This is a genomic window from Novosphingobium oxfordense, assembly GCF_044029435.1.
Lineage (GTDB): Bacteria > Pseudomonadota > Alphaproteobacteria > Sphingomonadales > Sphingomonadaceae > Novosphingobium.
This window is the reverse complement of sequence record NZ_CP147005.1, coordinates 1,505,514-1,522,772: the sequence shown is the minus strand read 5'-3', so window position 1 is coordinate 1,522,772 and position 17,259 is coordinate 1,505,514. Positions and strand designations below refer to the sequence as shown.

Annotated in this window: 13 protein-coding genes; 3 read left to right on the top strand and 10 right to left on the bottom strand. The window is 64.3% G+C overall.

Translation table 11 applies throughout. The annotated features are described in order from the left end of the window. Nucleotide 1 precedes the first annotated feature (1 nt). The gene (gene prsR / locus WBP07_RS07020) at nucleotides 2–1,375 is read left to right on the top strand and encodes a PEP-CTERM-box response regulator transcription factor (RefSeq protein ID WP_395395100.1); all 1,374 of its coding nucleotides are present in this window, start codon (nucleotides 2–4) and stop codon (nucleotides 1,373–1,375) included. An 80-nt stretch (nucleotides 1,376–1,455) separates the two neighbouring features. Here prsR and lpdA read toward each other — a convergent pair whose 3' ends face one another. From lpdA to WBP07_RS06970, 10 genes are all read right to left on the bottom strand, one after another. Next, complete coding sequence (lpdA, locus tag WBP07_RS07015; protein ID WP_395395098.1) at nucleotides 1,456–2,856, bottom strand: dihydrolipoyl dehydrogenase; 1,401 nt, start codon at nucleotides 2,854–2,856, stop codon at nucleotides 1,456–1,458. Between the two features lie 116 nt (nucleotides 2,857–2,972). Continuing rightward, complete coding sequence (odhB, locus tag WBP07_RS07010; protein ID WP_395395096.1) at nucleotides 2,973–4,202, bottom strand: 2-oxoglutarate dehydrogenase complex dihydrolipoyllysine-residue succinyltransferase; 1,230 nt, start codon at nucleotides 4,200–4,202, stop codon at nucleotides 2,973–2,975. A gap of 8 nt (nucleotides 4,203–4,210) precedes the next feature. Next, nucleotides 4,211–7,063: a 2-oxoglutarate dehydrogenase E1 component gene (locus WBP07_RS07005; RefSeq protein WP_395395745.1), complete on the bottom strand. Its 2,853-nt coding sequence runs from the start codon at nucleotides 7,061–7,063 to the stop codon at nucleotides 4,211–4,213. Nucleotides 7,064–7,240: 177 nt separating this feature from the next. After that, on the bottom strand, nucleotides 7,241–8,131 hold the full coding sequence (gene sucD, locus WBP07_RS07000) for a succinate--CoA ligase subunit alpha (RefSeq protein WP_395395095.1): 891 nt from the start codon (nucleotides 8,129–8,131) through the stop codon (nucleotides 7,241–7,243). 176 nt (nucleotides 8,132–8,307) lie between these two features. After that, nucleotides 8,308–9,270, bottom strand: coding sequence for a malate dehydrogenase (mdh, locus tag WBP07_RS06995; RefSeq protein ID WP_395395094.1), 963 nt, complete (start codon nucleotides 9,268–9,270; stop codon nucleotides 8,308–8,310). A gap of 489 nt (nucleotides 9,271–9,759) precedes the next feature. Continuing rightward, nucleotides 9,760–10,065: a hypothetical protein gene (locus WBP07_RS06990; RefSeq protein ID WP_395395093.1), complete on the bottom strand. Its 306-nt coding sequence runs from the start codon at nucleotides 10,063–10,065 to the stop codon at nucleotides 9,760–9,762. A 170-nt stretch (nucleotides 10,066–10,235) separates the two neighbouring features. After that, complete coding sequence (locus WBP07_RS06985; protein ID WP_395395091.1) at nucleotides 10,236–11,372, bottom strand: cell wall hydrolase; 1,137 nt, start codon at nucleotides 11,370–11,372, stop codon at nucleotides 10,236–10,238. A gap of 612 nt (nucleotides 11,373–11,984) precedes the next feature. Further along, complete coding sequence (locus tag WBP07_RS06980; RefSeq protein WP_395395089.1) at nucleotides 11,985–14,147, bottom strand: M3 family metallopeptidase; 2,163 nt, start codon at nucleotides 14,145–14,147, stop codon at nucleotides 11,985–11,987. Between the two features lie 312 nt (nucleotides 14,148–14,459). After that, nucleotides 14,460–14,621, bottom strand: coding sequence for a hypothetical protein (locus tag WBP07_RS06975; protein ID WP_395395088.1), 162 nt, complete (start codon nucleotides 14,619–14,621; stop codon nucleotides 14,460–14,462). A 74-nt stretch (nucleotides 14,622–14,695) separates the two neighbouring features. After that, the gene (locus WBP07_RS06970) at nucleotides 14,696–15,115 is read right to left on the bottom strand and encodes an Rrf2 family transcriptional regulator (protein WP_395395087.1); all 420 of its coding nucleotides are present in this window, start codon (nucleotides 15,113–15,115) and stop codon (nucleotides 14,696–14,698) included. Nucleotides 15,116–15,209: 94 nt separating this feature from the next. Here WBP07_RS06970 and WBP07_RS06965 point away from each other — a divergent pair, with 94 nt between their 5' ends. Together WBP07_RS06965 and WBP07_RS06960 are read left to right on the top strand one after the other, a co-directional pair. After that, nucleotides 15,210–15,659 carry a globin domain-containing protein gene (locus WBP07_RS06965; RefSeq protein ID WP_395395086.1) on the top strand — a complete coding sequence of 150 codons (450 nt, stop codon included), beginning with the start codon at nucleotides 15,210–15,212 and terminating at the stop codon, nucleotides 15,657–15,659. Nucleotides 15,660–15,826: 167 nt separating this feature from the next. Beyond that, nucleotides 15,827–17,206, top strand: coding sequence for a surface lipoprotein assembly modifier (locus WBP07_RS06960; RefSeq protein ID WP_395395085.1), 1,380 nt, complete (start codon nucleotides 15,827–15,829; stop codon nucleotides 17,204–17,206). The last annotated feature ends 53 nt before the right edge of the window (nucleotides 17,207–17,259 follow it).

The window sequence follows — 17,259 nt, the reverse complement described above, 5'->3', positions numbered from 1 at the left end:
AATGACCGATGCTTCCAAGGCGCTGCCCAAGCTGCTTGTCGTAGAGGACGATGCCGGGCTTCAGGCCCAGCTGAAGTGGGCTTACGAGGATTTCGAGGTGCTGATCGCAGGCGACCGGGCGCAGGCCATGGCGCTGCTGCGTTCGGAAATGCCCGATGTGGTGACGCTGGACCTTGGCCTGCCGCCCGATCCCGACGGCGTGACCGAAGGCTTCGCCGTGCTGGACGAGATCATGGCGCTGAAGCCCGATACCAAGGTGATCGTCGCATCCGGCCACGGCGCGCGCGAATCCGCGCTCCACGCGATCGCGCGCGGCGCTTACGACTTCTACAAGAAGCCGGTCGATATCGATGCGCTGGGGCTGATCGTGCGCCGCGCGCTGCAGCTTCACCGGCTTGAGGATGAGAACCGACGCCTCGCTTCCAAGGTGGAGAAGGACGATAAGGTGCTCGGCCGGATGATTACCGCTGCGCCGGAAATGGTGCGCGTGGCCCGGACAATCGAGCGCGTGGCGAACACCAATGTCTCGGTCATGCTGTTGGGTGCATCGGGAACCGGCAAGGAACTGCTGGCGCGCGGGCTGCATGAGGCGAGCGGGCGCGCCAAGGGTGAGTTCGTGGCGATCAACTGCGCCGCGATCCCGGAGAACCTCCTTGAAAGCGAACTGTTCGGACACGAGAAGGGGGCTTTCACCGGCGCAGTGAAGACCACGCCCGGCAAGATCGAGCAGGCCGGCGGCGGCACGCTGTTCCTCGACGAAGTGGGCGACATTCCGCTCCAGCTTCAGGTGAAGCTGCTCCGTTTCCTTCAGGAGCGTGTGATCGAGCGCGTGGGATCTCGCGAGTCGATTCCCGTCGACACGCGAATTGTCTGTGCAACCCATCAGGACCTTGAGGCGATGATCGCCGATGGCCGGTTCCGTGAGGATCTGTTCTATCGCTTGGCGGAAATCGTGGTGAAAATCCCCAGTCTGGCCGAGCGGCCGGGCGATGCGACCTTGCTCGCGAAGGCGTTCCTCAACCGCTATGCCAAGGAAATGAATCCGCGCGTGCGTGGATTTTCCGCCGATGCACTGGCGGCGATCGATGCCTGGCAATGGCCGGGTAACGTGCGCGAACTGGAGAACCGCGTGAAGCGTGCGGTGATCATGGCCGACGAGAAACTGGTCTGCGCGATCGACCTCGACCTTGCCGAGCCGGACGAGCAGGTGGCCAATGCGCTCAATCTGAAGACCGCGCGCGAGCAGGCCGATCGCAAGGTGATCCGTCATGCCCTGGCGCGTAGCGAGGGCAATATTTCCAGCACTGCCAAGATGCTGGGGATCAGCCGGCCGACGCTTTACGATCTGCTGAAGCAGTACGATCTGCAGAGTTGAACCGTCCCCAGCCCAAAAGAAAAAGGCCGGTGGCGCATCGAGCGCCACCGGCCTTTTCTATGCCTCCAGGAAGGAGCCGATCAGATGTGGATCGGCTTGCCCTGCACGGCCATGGCCGCTTCCTTGATCGCTTCCGAGTGGGTCGGGTGTGCGTGGCAGGTGTAGGCGATGTCTTCCGAGGTCGCGCCGAATTCCATGGCCTGCGCGGCCTGGGCGATCATCGTGCCGGCGACCGATGCGATGCACCACACGCCGAGCACGCGGTCGGTCTCGGCGTCCGCGATCACCTTCACGAAGCCGTCGGGCTCGTGGTTGGTCTTGGCGCGCGAGTTGGCGAGCATCGGGAACTTGCCGACCTTCACCGCGCCGCGAGCCTTGGCGGCTTCTTCGGTCAGGCCGACGCCGGCGATTTCCGGCTGCGTGTAGACCACGCCCGGGATCACGTCGTGGTTCACGATGCCGGTGAGGCCCGCGATGTTCTCGGCAACGGCGATGCCTTCGTCCTCGGCCTTGTGGGCAAGCATCGGGCCGGGGATCACGTCGCCAATGGCCCAGACGCCGTCCACCTTGGTGGCGAAGTCATGGTCGGTTTCGATCTGGCCGCGCTGGTTGAGTTCGAGGCCGATGTTGCCGAGGCCAAGGCCGTCGGTGTTCGGCTTGCGGCCGATGGCGACGAGCACGACGTCGGCATCGATCGTTTCGGCGGCACCGCCAGCGGCAGGCTCGACAGTGACCTTGGCAGCCTTGCCTTCAACGGCAACGCCGGTGACCTTGGTCGAGAGCTTGAGCGTCATGCCCTGCTTCTTGAAGATCTTGGCGGCTTCCTTGCGGACGTCGAGGTCCATGCCCGGAAGCAGCTGGTCGAGGAATTCGACGACGGTGACTTCCGCGCCGAGGCGACGCCAGACCGAACCGAGTTCAAGGCCGATCACGCCGCCACCGATGACGACCATCTTCTTGGGAACCGAAGCCAGTTCCAGCGCGCCGGTCGAATCGACCACAACGCCGCCGGCGTTGTCGATCTCGACGCCCGGAAGCGGGGTTACCGACGAACCGGTGGCGATCACGATGTTCTTGGCGGTCACGGTCTTGCCGGCCACTTCGACGCTGTGCGCGTCCTTGAACTGGGCGTAGCCCTTCAGCCAGTCGATCTTGTTCTTCTTGAACAGGAATTCGATGCCGCCGGTCAGGCCCTTCACCGCGTCAAGGCGCTGGCCCTGCATGGTGTCGAGGTCCAGTTCGGGGGTGACCTTGATGCCCATCTTGGCCATCGAGCCGCCTTCCTTCGCCGCTTCGAAGTATTCCGAAGCGTGGAGAAGGGCCTTCGAGGGGATGCAGCCGACGTTGAGGCAGGTGCCGCCCAGCGTTTCACGGCCTTCGGCGCAGGCGGTCTTCAGACCGAGCTGCGCGGCGCGGATCGCTGCGACATAGCCGCCAGGGCCGGCACCGATGACAAGGACGTCGTAATCGTAATCAGCCATTGTTCAGGCCTCCGTACGCTCGTGCTTCGCACAAATCAGCCACGAGCGGAAAATAGTCATTACATCTAAAGTGAAAACCCCGCCCGACCAGATCGGGGCGGACGGGGTATTTCGGATCAGAGGTCGATGAGGAGACGCGTGGGATCCTCGATCGCTTCCTTGATGGTCTTGAGCGCGGTAACCGCTTCGCGACCGTCGATGATGCGGTGATCGTAGGACAGCGCGATGTACATCATCGGGCGGATCACGATCTCGCCGTTGCGCACGACCGGACGGTCCTCAATGCGGTGCAGGCCCAGCACGGCCGACTGCGGCGGGTTGATGATCGGGGTCGACATCAGACCACCGAACACGCCGCCGTTCGAGATGGTGAAGGTGCCGCCGGCCATGTCGGCCATGGTCAGCGTGCCTTCCTTGGCCTTCTTGCCGAAGTCGGCAATGGCCTTCTCGATGCCGGCGAAGCCCAGCTTGTCGCAGTCCTTCACGACCGGAACGACCAGGCCATTCGGGGCCGAGACGGCGATCGAGATGTCGACGTAGTCGTGGTAGACGATCTCGTCACCGTCGATCTGCGCGTTGACGGCCGGGATGTCCTTCAGCGCCAGGACCGAAGCCTTGGCGAAGAACGACATGAAGCCCAGCTTGATGCCGTGCTTCTTCTGGAACACGTCCTTGTACTTCTCGCGCGCTTCGATGACGGCCGACATGTCGACGTCGTTGAAGGTGGTGAGTAGTGCGGCGTTGTCCTGCGCGGACTTCAGGCGCTTGGCGATCGTCTGGCGAAGGCGCGTCATCTTGACGCGTTCTTCGTTGCGGGCGGCGGGAGCTGCGGCAACCGAAGCTGCTACAGGCGCCGAAGCCGGCTTGTTCTTGGCCGCTTCAAGGACGTCGTCCTTGGTGATGCGGCCGTCCTTACCGGTGCCCTTGATGGTGGCCGGGTCGATGCCGTGCTCCAGAACCGCGCGGCGCACGGCCGGCGACAATACCGAGGAACCGGCCGAAGCGTCGTCTGCGGCGGCAGCCGGGGCGGGTGCGACGGCGGCGGCTGCCGGGGCCGGAGCGGGGGCGGCAGCGGCCGGAGCGGCTGCGGGAGCCGCAGCGGCACCCGAACCGGCTTCGATCGTGGCGATCAGCGCGCCGACGACGACGGTGTCGCCTTCCTTGGCAAGCTGCTGGCCCATGACGCCGGCGTGTGGCGCCATGACGTCGATGGCGACCTTGTCGGTCTCCAGGCTGGCAATGGGTTCGTCAGCGGCAACCGCTTCGCCGGGCTGCTTCAGCCACTGGCCGATGGTGGCCTCGGCGACGGATTCCCCAAGGACGGGGACCTTGACTTCGGTGGTCATGATTTATCTCAAGCCTTCTGCTTGCGGCGGAGTTCGGAACGGACGGAGAGGTGCAGGGCGTCGGCAACCAGCGCGGCCTGTTCGGCCACGTGGCGCTTGGCAAGGCCGGTGGCCGGGGAGGCCGAGGCGTTGCGGCCGGCGTAACGCGGGCGGGGCTGGGCAACGCCGGCTTCCTTGGCGGCAGCTTCGATCTGCGATTCGACGAAGAACCAGGAACCGTTGTTCTGCGGTTCTTCCTGGCACCAGACGATCTCTTCCAGGTTCGGCATGCGCGACAGGCGCTTGGCCAGCGGCTCGCCCGGGAAGGGATAGAGCTGTTCCATGCGGATGATCTGGGTGTCGTCGATCTCGGCGGCATCGCGTGCTTCGAGGATGTCGTAGAAGACCTTGCCCGAGCACAGGATGACCTTCTTCGTCGCCTCGTCGCTCGCGGCGTTGGGGTCCGAGAGCAAGCGGCGGAAGTGGCCGTCACCGAGGAATTCCGAAGCCGGCGACTTGGCCAACGGATGACGCAGAAGCGACTTCGGCGTCATGATGATCAGAGGCTTGCGGAACGGACGGTGCATTTGACGGCGCAGGACGTGGAAGTAGTTCGCGGGCGTCGTGATGTTGCAGACCTGGATGTTATCCTGTGCGCAGAGCTGCAGGTAACGTTCCAGACGGGCCGACGAGTGCTCCGGACCCTGGCCTTCGTAGCCATGGGGCAGCAGCATGACGAGGCCGTTGGCGCGCAGCCACTTGGACTCGGCCGAGGCGACGTACTGGTCGATGATGATCTGCGCGCCGTTGGCGAAATCGCCGAACTGCGCTTCCCAGAGCACCAGCGTCTTCGGATCGGCACTGGCGTAACCGTACTCGAAGCCAAGCACACCATATTCCGAAAGCGTCGAGTTCAGAACCTCGAAGCTGCCGTGGGGCAGGGTCTTGAGCGGGGTGTACTTGTGCTCGTCCTTCTGGTCGACCCAGACGGCGTGACGCTGCGAGAAGGTGCCGCGTTCGCAGTCCTGGCCGGACAGGCGCACGCTGTAGCCTTCGGTGACGAGGCTGCCGAAAGCGAGTGCTTCCGCCGTGGCCCAGTCGAAGCCGTCGGCCGACTTGAACATCTCTTCCTTGGCGGCGATCACGCGGGCCAGGGTCTTGTGGACGGTCAGGTCCTCGGGAACCGTGGTCAGCACGCGGCCCAGGCTGTCGAACAGCTTGTTCTCGATGCCGGTTTCGACGTTGCGGCGCGCGGTTTCCGGATCGGCAGGCTTGTGGAAGCCGCTCCACTGGCCGGCGAACCAGTCGGCCTGGTTGGCCTTGTAGGTCTTGGCCGCCTCGAACTGCTCTTCAAGGTGCTGTGTGAACGCGGCTTCGGTCTGCGGTAGGAATGCGTCGTCGATGACGCCTTCCTTCTTCAGACGCTCAGCATAGATCTGGCTGACAGGCGGGTGCTGGCGGATCTGCGCGTACATCAGCGGCTGCGTGAAGCCAGGCTCGTCGCCTTCGTTGTGGCCGAAGCGGCGGTAGCACCACATGTCGATCACGATGTCGCGGCCGAAGGTCTGGCGATAGTCGATCGCCAGCTTGCACGCGAAAGTCACCGCAGCCGGATCGTCGCCGTTGACGTGCAGGATCGGGGCCTGAACGCCCTTCGCTACGTCCGACGGATACGGCGAGTTGCGCGCGAACTGCGGGCTCGTCGTGAAGCCGATCTGGTTGTTGATGATGAAGTGGATGCAACCGCCGGTGTTGTAGCCCTTCACGCCCGAGAGGCCGAAGCACTCCCAGATGATGCCCTGGCCGGCAAAGGCCGCGTCACCGTGGATGAGGACTGGCAGCACTTGCTTGTGCTTGGCGCCGGGGCCGACGTCGTCGCCGATGTCGTCCGCGATCGTCTGGTAGGCGCGGACCTTGCCGAGCACGACCGGATCGACGGTTTCGAGGTGCGACGGGTTGGGCATCAGGCTCATGTGGACCTTGATGCCGTCGAACTCACGGTCGGCAGACGTGCCGAGGTGGTACTTCACGTCGCCCGAACCGCCGACGTCTTCCGGGTTGGCGGTGCCGCCCGAGAATTCGTGGAAGATGACCTTGTAGGGCTTGGCGAGGACGTTCGCGAGCACGTTCAGGCGGCCACGGTGGGCCATGCCATACACGATTTCCTTCACGCCCAGCGTGCCGCCGTACTTGATCACGGCTTCCAGTGCCGGGATCATGGCTTCGCCGCCGTCGAGGCCGAAGCGCTTCGTGCCGACGTACTTCTTGCCGAGGAACTTTTCGTACTGCTCACCGCGGACGACGGCCTGAAGGATCGCCTTCTTGCCTTCTACGGTGAACTCGATCTCCTTGTCGGCGCCTTCCATGCGCTCCTGGAGGAAGCGGCGTTCCTCGACATCGGAGATGTGCATGTATTCGAGGCCGACCTTGCCGCAGTAGTTGGCGCGCAGGATCTGCACGATCTCGCGAACGGTCGTCCACTCAAGGCCCAGGGCGCCGCCGACATAGACCGGACGGTCCTGCGCCGCGCCCACGAAGCCGTGGTATTCGGGGGTCAGGTCAGCGGGAAGCTGACGCTGGTTCAGACCAAGCGGGTCCAGGTCCGCCGCCAGGTGACCGCGCACGCGATATGTGCGGATCAGCATCATGGCGCGGATGGCGTCTGCCGCCGCTTCGTCTATGCGGGACTGGTCGATCTTCTGGCCACCCTTGGCGGCCGCCTTCTCGATCTGGACCTTCAGCGCGCTGGGGTCGAGGCCCTGCGTAAGATTGTCCTCGAACTCGGCGCCCACCAGGGGCCAGTTCTTGCGCTGCCAGCTGGGTCCGGCCTGCGGGCCGTCAAGCGGCTGGTCGGGGGTGAAGTCGAAACTCTCGTCGCCCATGGGAATCACCTTCATGTGGCGTCGGGAGGGGATTCCCGGCGCTACCGAGCATAGTCTGCGCGAAGCCGGGGATTCGGGGAGAGGTCCCGTGCCTTCGCAAATCGTCCGGCGTCAGAAGCGCACCGGTTATTTATAGACCCGTGGCGGCGGCAAACCACCGCCACGGGCAAAACTGGTTTACGCCAGTTCCTTGAGAACCTCGACCAGCGTCTCGCCCAGGAGCGAGGGCGAGGGCGAGACGCGGATGCCCGCTTCTTCCATCGCCGCGATCTTGTCCTCGGCGCCGCCCTGGCCGCCCGAGACGATCGCGCCGGCGTGGCCCATGCGACGGCCCGGAGGAGCCGTACGACCGGCGATGAAGCCGACCATGGGCTTCTTGCGGCCGCGCTTGGCTTCGTCCTTGAGGAACTGAGCCGCTTCTTCTTCGGCGCTGCCGCCGATTTCGCCGATCATGATGATCGACTTGGTCGCTTCGTCGGCCAGGAACAGTTCCAGGACGTCGATGAAGTTGGTGCCGTTGACCGGGTCACCGCCGATGCCGACGGCCGTGGTCTGGCCGAGGCCCGCGTTGGTGGTCTGGAACACCGCTTCATAGGTAAGCGTGCCCGAGCGCGAAACAACGCCCACCGAACCCTTGGCGAAGATGCTGCCGGGCATGATGCCGATCTTGCATTCGCCGGGGGTCAGAACGCCGGGGCAGTTCGGGCCGATCAGGCGCGACTTCGAGCCCGAGAGGGCGCGCTTCACGCGGACCATGTCGAGAACCGGGATACCCTCGGTGATCGCGACGATCAGTTCCATCTCGGCGTCGATCGCCTCGAGGATCGAGTCGGCAGCGAACGGCGGCGGAACGTAGATGCAGGTGGCCGAGGCGCCGGTAGCGGCCTTGGCTTCGGCAACGGTGTTGTAGTTCGGCAGACCGATGTGGGTCGTGCCGCCCTTGCCCGGGGTCACGCCGGCGACCATCTGCGTGCCATACGCAAGGGCCTGCTCGGTGTGGAAGGTGCCGGTGGCACCGGTCATACCCTGGGTAATGACCTTGGTGTTCTTGTCGACGAGAATGGACATAGGGAAATCCTAATTCCTGTTCCTGGGGTGGGCCGATTCCGGCTTGGGAAGCGCCATGGCGCAAATTCCGCGAAGTGCAACCGTCCAAGTCGTAAAATCAACGGCCCGGTAAGCCGTAACCCCGCCAACCCCCTCGAAACACATCGTCGGGGGCAGGCGGGGCCGGTTTAATTAGATCAGGCGAGCGAGCCGTCGATCGCCTTGCAGGCAACCAGCAGTTCCTTGACCGCGTCGATCGAAACCTGAAGGCCGGCCTTCGCCTGCTCGTTCAGTTCGATCTCGATCACCTGCTCGACACCACCGGCACCGATCACGACGGGCACGCCGACGTAGAGGTTGTCGACGCCATACTGGCCTTCGAGGTGCGCGGCGCAAGGCAGGACGCGCTTCTGGTCGCCCAGATACGATTCAGCCATGGCGATCGCCGAAGCGGCCGGTGCATAGAAGGCCGAGCCGGTCTTGAGCAGGGCAACGACTTCGCCGCCGCCGTTGGCGGTGCGCTTCACGATGGCGTCGATGCGCTCCTGCGTGGACTTGCCCATCTTGATGAGGTCGGGAACCGGGATGCCCTTGACGGTCGAGTATTCGACCACCGGCACCATGGTGTCACCGTGGCCGCCGAGCACGAACGAGGTCACGTCGCGGACCGAAACGCCGAATTCCCAAGCCAGGAAGGTCGAGAAGCGGGCCGAGTCCAGCACGCCGGCCATGCCGACGACCTTGTTGTGGGGCAGGCCCGAGAATTCGCGCAGCGCCCAGACCATCGCGTCGAGCGGGTTGGTGATGCAGATCACGAAAGCGTCGGGTGCGTTGGCGGCGATGCCTTCGCCGACCGACTTCATCACCTTCAGGTTGATGCCGAGCAGGTCGTCGCGGCTCATGCCGGGCTTGCGGGCGACACCGGCGGTGACGATGATCACGTCGGCGCCTGCGATGTCTGCATAGTCGTTGGTGCCGGTGATCTTGGCGTCGAAACCTTCGACGGGGCCGCACTGCGACAGATCAAGCGCCTTGCCCTGCGGCAGGCCTTCGGCGACGTCGAACAGGACGATGTCGCCCAGTTCCTTCTGCGCGGCGAGGTGCGCGAGAGTGCCGCCGATGTTGCCGGCGCCGATAAGGGCAATCTTCTTACGAGCCATGTTGCTGCTTGTCCTTCCCACAAGGCGGGCGCTTCGGACGAAATGGCTCCTGCTGTGTCCCGCTAAAGGCAGGTGCCGGTGTTGACGAAGGGCGCCGTACGCCCCTCAATCCGACATTGCAACCGGGAAACCGCCGCAGAAAGGCGGGAGGGTGCAGAAATTAATGATAATAGTTCGCAATTGCAATAGACGGGTTGGAAGTAGGGGATTCTGCGTCCGGAATCGTCTCCGGCCAACCATTCGGCGCAATCGCGACCGCACTATTCGCAAGCTCATGAATGGCCTGCAACGGCGCAAATCTCCCGCAGTCATGTGGCAGTGGCAAGAAGGTGGAAAGCGAGTCGGCGCGCTGGAAAGGCGCATGGTCGTGAAGTGACTTTGGATGGGCTGTTGCCGAACGACGAAAGGGCGTGGCCCGTCAAGGTCACGCCCTTCGGATCGCCAACGCCTGTTCCGGAGGATCAGCCCCGGTGGATCAACTTCGGTGGGTCAGCCGGGGCGGGCCATGCGACGTTCGAAGGCTTCAGCCATCCGCCGGTCGAGCTGGCGGCACACGGCGATCCACCACTCGCAAGCCTTGTCATCGCCGGAAAGGCGTGCGGCCTCCGCATTGGCGCGGGCGTGACGGGCTGCGGAAAGGCCGTAGACGGCAAAGTGGCGCAGGGCTTCGGTCAGCATGCGCTCGTCATGGCCGTTCTGGTTGGCGGCGGAGGGAAGGAGTGGGGATGTGCGGTGTTCCCGAAGGCCATTGTCGTTGACCGCGTCCAAGGGGGCCCAGCAACATAGCATCCGCATGACCGCTGGTGTCGTCCCGCCTCGCGCCGCGGAAAAGCGAATGGTCATTGTTGCGGGCCCTTTTGTCGTTGTCGCAGGGTATTGTCTGCCATGCAGGCCGCTAAGTCTTCGTGAGGGGCTATGGTTGCCAGAGGGTTGACGTTATGCCGTGGCAGGCCAAACGCGCGGATTCAGGTTCCCGGCGCGGCTATCCATTTGCCGGAATTGGCATATTCGGGACGGATGCCTTGGGCTTCGGGCAAACCACGGGTGCGGTAGAGATCGTCGCCGCCGCGTGCGCGCACCTCTTCCGCATATTGCGGCGCGGATGCGGCGCTAACAGGTGTGGGTTCGCTTCCCGTCGTGGCGGCACGTGCGGCAGGCGCAGAGAATGCCCGCTGCAGGGCCACGGGATCGAGGGCGGCGTCGGCCATGGCGGTTGCGGCGGAAAGATCGCGGGGGCGCGGCGCGGGGGAAGGCTCGCCGCCCAGATAGGCGAGGCGGAATGACGCGGGTGCGCCTGCCGTTCCGGCAAAGCTGTAGAACCGGTGCGCGCCGATCGTGGTGAGGTAGTGCAGGCTGGGCGCCCAGTAGGGATTGATCTGGATCGTGTGATAATGCGTCGCCAGCCCGACCGGCGCATAGACATATCCGGCAAGGGCTGCACGCGCGACGGCGGCGGCACGATCCCAGAAGAAGCGCTGCGGAGCGCGGGCCAGCGATCCATCGCAGGCGAACGTAAACTGGCAGCCCGTGGGGCGTTCCGATCCTTCGAAAACCACGCCGCAGACGGTTTTCGGGTAGGCCGGATGGGCAACGCGGTTCAGCACGACCTGGGCCACGGCGCGCTGGCCGGCGTCAGGCTCGGTAGCTGCTTCGTAGTAGATCGCCATCGTCATGCACTGCTGCGCCCGCGCACGGTCAAGGATCGAGCCGGTGAAGCGGAACGGCTGGGCGACAGGTCCGAAGGGATCGTTGCCGGAATTATCTGCAAAGGCATCGTCGGTCGCCGGCGTAACGTCCACCGCGGGATCTGCCTGCAGATAGTAATAGGCCGAGCCGGGGAAGCTCTCCCCTTTGCGCTCGAAGGGCATGGGCAGCACCGTTTCGGTCGCCGCGTCCGCATCGCCGACCGTGAAGGGGTGCCAACTGCCCGGCTCGGCAAAGGCCGGCAGGGCGACCGCTGCCAGCACGCTTGCGCCGATGGCCCAGCGACGGCGAGTCCGCTGCCGGGCATGGCGACGTCCGCCACGCACGAAGTTGCCGGCGAAGTCGCGCGGACGCGGCTCCGAGGCAGGTATTTCGGCAGTGGAGGCGAAATCGGTCACGAACAATCCCAGGCGTCGAAAGGCGCCACGCCGGCGCCTAGCGCATCGGGCCGCGCCGCGCATCGTTGTGCTGAGGCATGTCCCGATGCGGTACGATGTGACGGGAAAGAGTGAAAGAGTGACGAACGCGACGGTCCGCAAGCGCTCACCATCGTCTTTCCCGTTGCAACGCTTGCATAAGTGCAAACGCCCCCCTATCGGCTGCCGAGACGTTACGGGTGCATGATTTTCGGGCGGTGGGGGTTTTGTGCCCAACGGGTTCGACAGTCCGGATGCACGCCGTCATGCTAAGCCCAGGCCGTTACGGCAGGGGTGAAATGTGATCCATGCGCCTTGCCCATCCCCCCACCCCGAAGGGAAAGGCGCTGACCCGGCTGCTTGCGCGGCAACGGCTTCGGTCGTTGCCTGACGGAGTACACGGGTTGCGGGGGCGGCGTCGCCACCGAGTCCCGTCCCCGCAGGACCGCAACGTTTACATCCGAACGACACTGGCCTTGCCGCACGCGCGGCCCGAACGCGGCAGACTTGCGCGGCACTGGTCCGATCTCATCCCCCCAAACGAAAAACGGGCAGGATAAACCTGCCCGTTCTCCAACGTCGTTGTGACGGCTGTTACTTGCCCGCTTGGGTCAACCCGCGCGCTTCCAGCATCGGCTCGACGCTGGGATCGTGGCCGGTGAAGTCGCGGTACATCTGCGCGAAGTCCTTGGAATGGCCCTGGCCCAGGAAGCTGGCACGGATGTGATCGCCGTTCGCACGCGTCATGCCGCCGTTCTTTTCGACCCATGCCCAGCCGTCATGCGCCAGAACTTCGGTCCAGATATAGGCGTAGTAGCCAGCCGCATAGCCGTTGTCCCAGATATGGCGGAAGTACGGCGTCTTGTAGCGCGGCGGGATCAGGTCGGTGCGCAGGCCGGTTTCGGCCAGCGCCTTCGCTTCGAACGCCATCGGCGGCTGCGCGGCCGCTTCAGGGCTCAGCGTGTGCCAGCGCATGTCGAGCATGGCGGAGGTCAGCGTTTCGCCCAGGCCAAGGCTCTGGTTGAACTTGCCAGCCGCCTGGATCTTGTCGAGCAGGCCTGCCGGCAGCGGCGCGCCGGTCTGGTAGTGCTTGGCAAAGTTGTTGAGCACTTGCGGCACGGTGGCGAAGTTCTCGTTGAACTGGCTGGGGAACTCCACGAAGTCCCGCGCGGTGCTGGTGCCGGAGAGCGAGGGGTACTTCTGGCTGGCGAAGAAGCCGTGCAGCGCGTGGCCGAATTCGTGGAACATCGTCGTCACGTTGTCCCAGGTGGCAAGCGGCGGCTGGCCTTCGGCCGGTGGGTCGATGTTGAGCGTGTTGACGATCACCGGCTTTGTGCCGTTGATGTACGACTGGTCGACGAAGTTGTTCATCCATGCGCCGCCCTTCTTGTTGGGGCGAGCGAAAGGATCATAGTAGAACAGCGCCAGCGAAGAGCCGTCCTTGTCGAACACTTCGTAGACGCGCATCGTCGGGTGATAGCCCGAAAGGTCCATGCGGCGCTTGAAGGTGATGCCGTAGGTCTGCGTGGCAGCGTAGAACACGCCGTTTTCCAGCACGTTCCACACTTCGAAGTAGGGCTTGATCGCCGCTTCGTCGAGGTCGTACTTCGCCTTGCGAACCTTCTCCGCATAGTAGCTCCAGTCCCAGGGCTGAAGCGCGTCGGTCATGCCGTCTGCCTTGGCGGCCGTGGCAAGCAGGCCAGTCTCACGATCCTGCGTGGCGCGCAGGGCGGGGACGAAGCCCTTCATGAAGTCCATCGCCTGCTTGGGCGAGGTGATCATCTGGTTGTACATGTTGAGCGTGGCGAAATCAGGCTTGCCCAGCAGTTGCGCCTTCTTGGCGCGCGCCACCGCGATCTGGCTGACGATGCCGGTGGTGTCGTACTGATCGCCCGAGCTGGTGCGGTTGATGCTGGCTTCGAACACCTTCTTGCGGCTGTCGCGGTTCTGAAGCTCCGTCAGCGCCGGCTGCTGCGTGAAGTTGAGCAGCGGGATCAGGTACTTGCCCGGCTTGCCCTGGCCTGCGGCGCGCTTCGCTGCTTCGGCGATGGCGGCGTCGCTCATGCCCTTCAGTTCGGCGGCATTGTCGAACACCACGGCATGGGCGGCCGTGCCGGCGGTCAGCGTCTGCGAGAACTTGGTTTCGAGCGTGGCGATCTCAAGGTTGAGCTTCTTTAGCTCCACCTTCTGCTCGGCCGAGAGCAGTGCGCCGCGATTGACGAACTTCTCGTAAGTGGTGGAGAGCAGCATCGCGTCTTCGCCGGTCAGCGCCTTGCCCTCGGCGCTGTCGTGCACGGCCTTCACGCGGGCGAACAGGGCGTCGTCAAGGTAGATGTCGTCGTTGAGCGCGGAAATCTGCGGGCTGAGCGCGGTGTCCGCGGCATCCAGCACGTCATTGGTATTGGCCGAGGTGAGCTGGCTGAACACGTTGTAGACGCGGTCGTACATGCTGCCCGCGTGTTCCATGGCGACCAGCGTATTCTCGAAAGTCGGCTTGGCCTTGTTCGATGCGATGGCCTTGATCTCGGCGCGCTTCATGGCGATGCCAGCCTCGATCGCGGGCTGCCAGTCGCTGTCCTTATACTTGCTGAAGTCCGGCGCGTTGAAGGGCAGGGTGCTCGGCTGGGCGAGGGGCCCGGTATAGGCCGTTGCGGCGGCCTTCGGCGCATCCTTGGCAAGAGCAGTCATAGGCATGCCTCCAAGCAGGCCGGCGCCGAGTACGAATGGGGCGGCGGCGGCCATAAGCCGGGTCTTCATCGGTCATTTCTCCTGACGGCGACAGTCCGAAAACGTGCGTGGAAACGATGGGACGCTGGCCTGTTGGCAGCCGCCCCACGGCATCGGCACGGCTGCCGCGAGTGGTCGGTGGGCCGTTTGAAGCGCAGAAATCCGCCACTGGCAAGCACAGAGGCGGCGATTTATGACAGATTGCGGAAGGTGGCTTTGGGGCTTTCCTGATCGCCAAGTGCTATGACGCCGGGGCGCAAGCATGTTGCGCCCCGGCGCCTCGACGGTCGCGATACGCCACCTGTAGCGGCTATGTTGCCGGCGGGGGGATTTCCGGCCCGGTCAGTTCGACCGGAAGCGACCGTTCGACCAGATCTGCATGGGTTCGTCCTGCCCTTCGGCATGCTGGCGCACGCGATCCTCAAGCTGGCGATCGAAGATCAGCGAGCCCGTGCGGCGCGCAAAGCGGCTGCGGCGATAGGGAAGTTCTGCGCCGATGTTCATGGATCCATCTCCTCTCGTTGCGAGCAACGTTCGAAGCGGGGCATGGTTCCCGTCGGCGCGCAACTCCGGCGCGATCAGGCGTGCTCTGGAAACGGTAGTGGAAGCCGGGTGCCCGCGGCCGCATCGGCCAGCGTTTGTGCATCGAGCTCGGCCAGGAATGCACCCATCGCCTTGCGCAGCAACGCCGTAAGCCCACAGGCATTGCGCAGCAGGCAGTTTTCGCAATCGGCTGGCTGAAGGTTCGGTTCGGTAAGCCGCACGACTTCGCCAAGCGTGATTGCGCTGGCGGGCCGGCCAAGGCGGAAGCCGCCGCTGCGTCCACGCACGGTTTCCAGCAGGCCGGAATTGCCCAGCAGGTTCACGACTTTCATCGCGTGGTTGCGCGAGATGCCATGCGCCTCAGCCACTTGCGCGATCGAGAACAGCCGGTCGGGATCGACGGCGGCGTGGAGCAGGATGCGCAAGGCGTAATCGGTGTGCGCGGTCAGGCGCAATCGCGGTCTCCGGATAAATGATGCTATCTATTTACATCTTTTTGCGAGCGCGTATAGATGCATCCAGTTTGCATCATTTAGAGGACGAATCGAAATGGCCGCTCCGCTCAGCGAACAGACCATCGCCACGATCAAGGCGATTGCGCCCGCGCTCCAGCAACACGGCGTAGAGATCACGACGCGCATGTATCAGCGCCTGTTCCAGAATGAGGAGGTGCGCGCGATGTTCGATCAGGCCGCGCAGGCATCGGGCGAACAGCCGCGGCGCCTTGCCGCCGCGATCCTTGGCTATGCGCAGAACGTGGACAAGCTGCAGAACCTGACCGGCGCCGTTGCGCGCATGGTGCGGCGCCATGTCGATACCGGGGTGAAGGCCGAACACTATCCGTTGGTGGCTGATGCGCTGCTCCCCGCGATCCGCGATGTGCTGGGCGAAGCGGCGACCGACGAAGTGCTGGCCGCTTGGGGAGAGGCTTACTGGTTCCTGGCCGACATCCTGATCGGCAAGGAAGCCGATCTTTATGCGGAGCAGGAACTGGCCTGATTGCGCGTTTGAAAATGCGCTGATGCGCCCCCGCTACGCGGGCAAAAAGCGGCTGATGTCGTCGCATCGGAAGTGGAGTTAAAAAGCGTTTCTGCTGCTGGACAAGTGCTTGGGCTTGTTCATAAGCCCCCGGGAAACGGGGGTGTGACATTTCGATTCATCATTGGTTGGCTGCGACGGTCTTGGCGGGCCTCGCTGCCGGTGCGAGTGCGCAAGAGACGACTTTGGAAACGGCGGAGCGGGGGACAGTCGCGCCGCCGTCTTCCGGACAGTCTGTTGCGAGGCTTTCAGGGCAACAAGCCGCCGCGAGCAATCTTTCGGCAGCCCAGGTCTTCACGCTGGCCGACAACGCGCGTGCGCGCGGCGATTTGGCGACGGCTGAAGCGGCCTATCGCGCGCTTACGCAAGACCGCGATCTCGAAATCCGTACGGAGGCGCGCTTCCGGCTCGCCCTGATGCTGGGCGACCAGTTGCACCGCTACTCCGACGCTGCGCTCGAACTACGCCGCATTCTCGACGACAAGCCCGGGGCGGCGCGCGTGCGCCTCGAATTGGCGCGCATGCAGGCGCAAATGGGCAACCTTGCCGCCGCTCGGCGCGAGCTGCGCGCGGCCGAAGCTTCCGGGCTGCCGCCCGAAGTAGAGCAATTGGTGCGCTTCTACAGCCGGGCGTTGACTGCGAAAAAGCCGTTCGGCGGCTCAATCGAATTCGCGCTCGCGCCGGACAGCAACATCAACCGTGCGACGCGAGGCGACAAGCTGGGCACCGTGATCGGCGACTTCACGCTCGACGATGATGCCCAGGCAAAGTCGGGCCTGGGCGTAGATTTGCGCGGACAGGGCTATTTCCGTCTCGGAATATCGAAGGGCGCGGAACTGATGACGCGCGTTTCGACGAGCGCGACACTCTACAAGGATAGCCGCTTCGACGACATCTCGCTGGCATTGCAGACCGGACCGCAGTTCACCTCGGGTAGCGATCTGGTGACCCTTTCGGCCGGGCCGACCTGGCGTTGGTATGGGCTCGATCCCTATTCGCTGAGCCTTGGCGGCAGTGCCGCAATCCAGCACCCGATGGGCAAGCGGGGGCAGGTGCGCGTCGAAGGCGGTGCCAGCCATGTCGACAATCGCCGCAATGCCTTGCAGACCGGCTGGGATTACACCTTGTCGACCAGCCTGGATCGGGCGTTTTCGGCACGATTCGGCGGCGGGCTGCAAGTCTACGGATTCCGTGAGGCGGTGCGTGATCCGGGCTATTCGCTCACGAGCGGGGGCCTCTCTGCGTATCTGTTCCGCGAACTGGGCCGCACGACGCTGGTGGGCACGGTGGGCTACAGCCGTCTGGAAGCGGACGAGCGGCTGTTCCTCTACCCGAAACGTCGGATGGAAGACCGCTACTCGGCCAGTATCGCGGCGACCTTGCGCGCGCTCCACGTCGGTACCTTCGCGCCGCTGGTGCGCCTCAGGTGGGAGCGAAACCGTTCCACCATCGAAATCTACGACTACCGCCGCGTGGCTGCCGAGTTCGGCATCACCTCGGCATTTTGATCTCAACAGGGGGACTGTTCATGATGAGGGTGCGACCTCGCAATCTTGCAACG

Coding starts and splice junctions, on each gene's coding strand:
- odhB (WP_395395096.1), bottom strand. CDS start 4,202: ATGACCACCGAAGTCAAGGTCCCCGTCCTTGGGGAATCCGTCGCCGAG.
- WBP07_RS06975 (WP_395395088.1), bottom strand. CDS start 14,621: ATGAACATCGGCGCAGAACTTCCCTATCGCCGCAGCCGCTTTGCGCGC.
- mdh (WP_395395094.1), bottom strand. CDS start 9,270: ATGGCTCGTAAGAAGATTGCCCTTATCGGCGCCGGCAACATCGGCGGC.
- WBP07_RS07005 (WP_395395745.1), bottom strand. CDS start 7,063: ATGGGCGACGAGAGTTTCGACTTCACCCCCGACCAGCCGCTTGACGGC.
- lpdA (WP_395395098.1), bottom strand. CDS start 2,856: ATGGCTGATTACGATTACGACGTCCTTGTCATCGGTGCCGGCCCTGGC.
- prsR (WP_395395100.1), top strand. CDS start 2: ATGACCGATGCTTCCAAGGCGCTGCCCAAGCTGCTTGTCGTAGAGGAC.
- WBP07_RS06990 (WP_395395093.1), bottom strand. CDS start 10,065: ATGCGGATGCTATGTTGCTGGGCCCCCTTGGACGCGGTCAACGACAAT.
- WBP07_RS06980 (WP_395395089.1), bottom strand. CDS start 14,147: ATGAAGACCCGGCTTATGGCCGCCGCCGCCCCATTCGTACTCGGCGCC.
- sucD (WP_395395095.1), bottom strand. CDS start 8,131: ATGTCCATTCTCGTCGACAAGAACACCAAGGTCATTACCCAGGGTATG.
- WBP07_RS06965 (WP_395395086.1), top strand. CDS start 15,210: ATGGCCGCTCCGCTCAGCGAACAGACCATCGCCACGATCAAGGCGATT.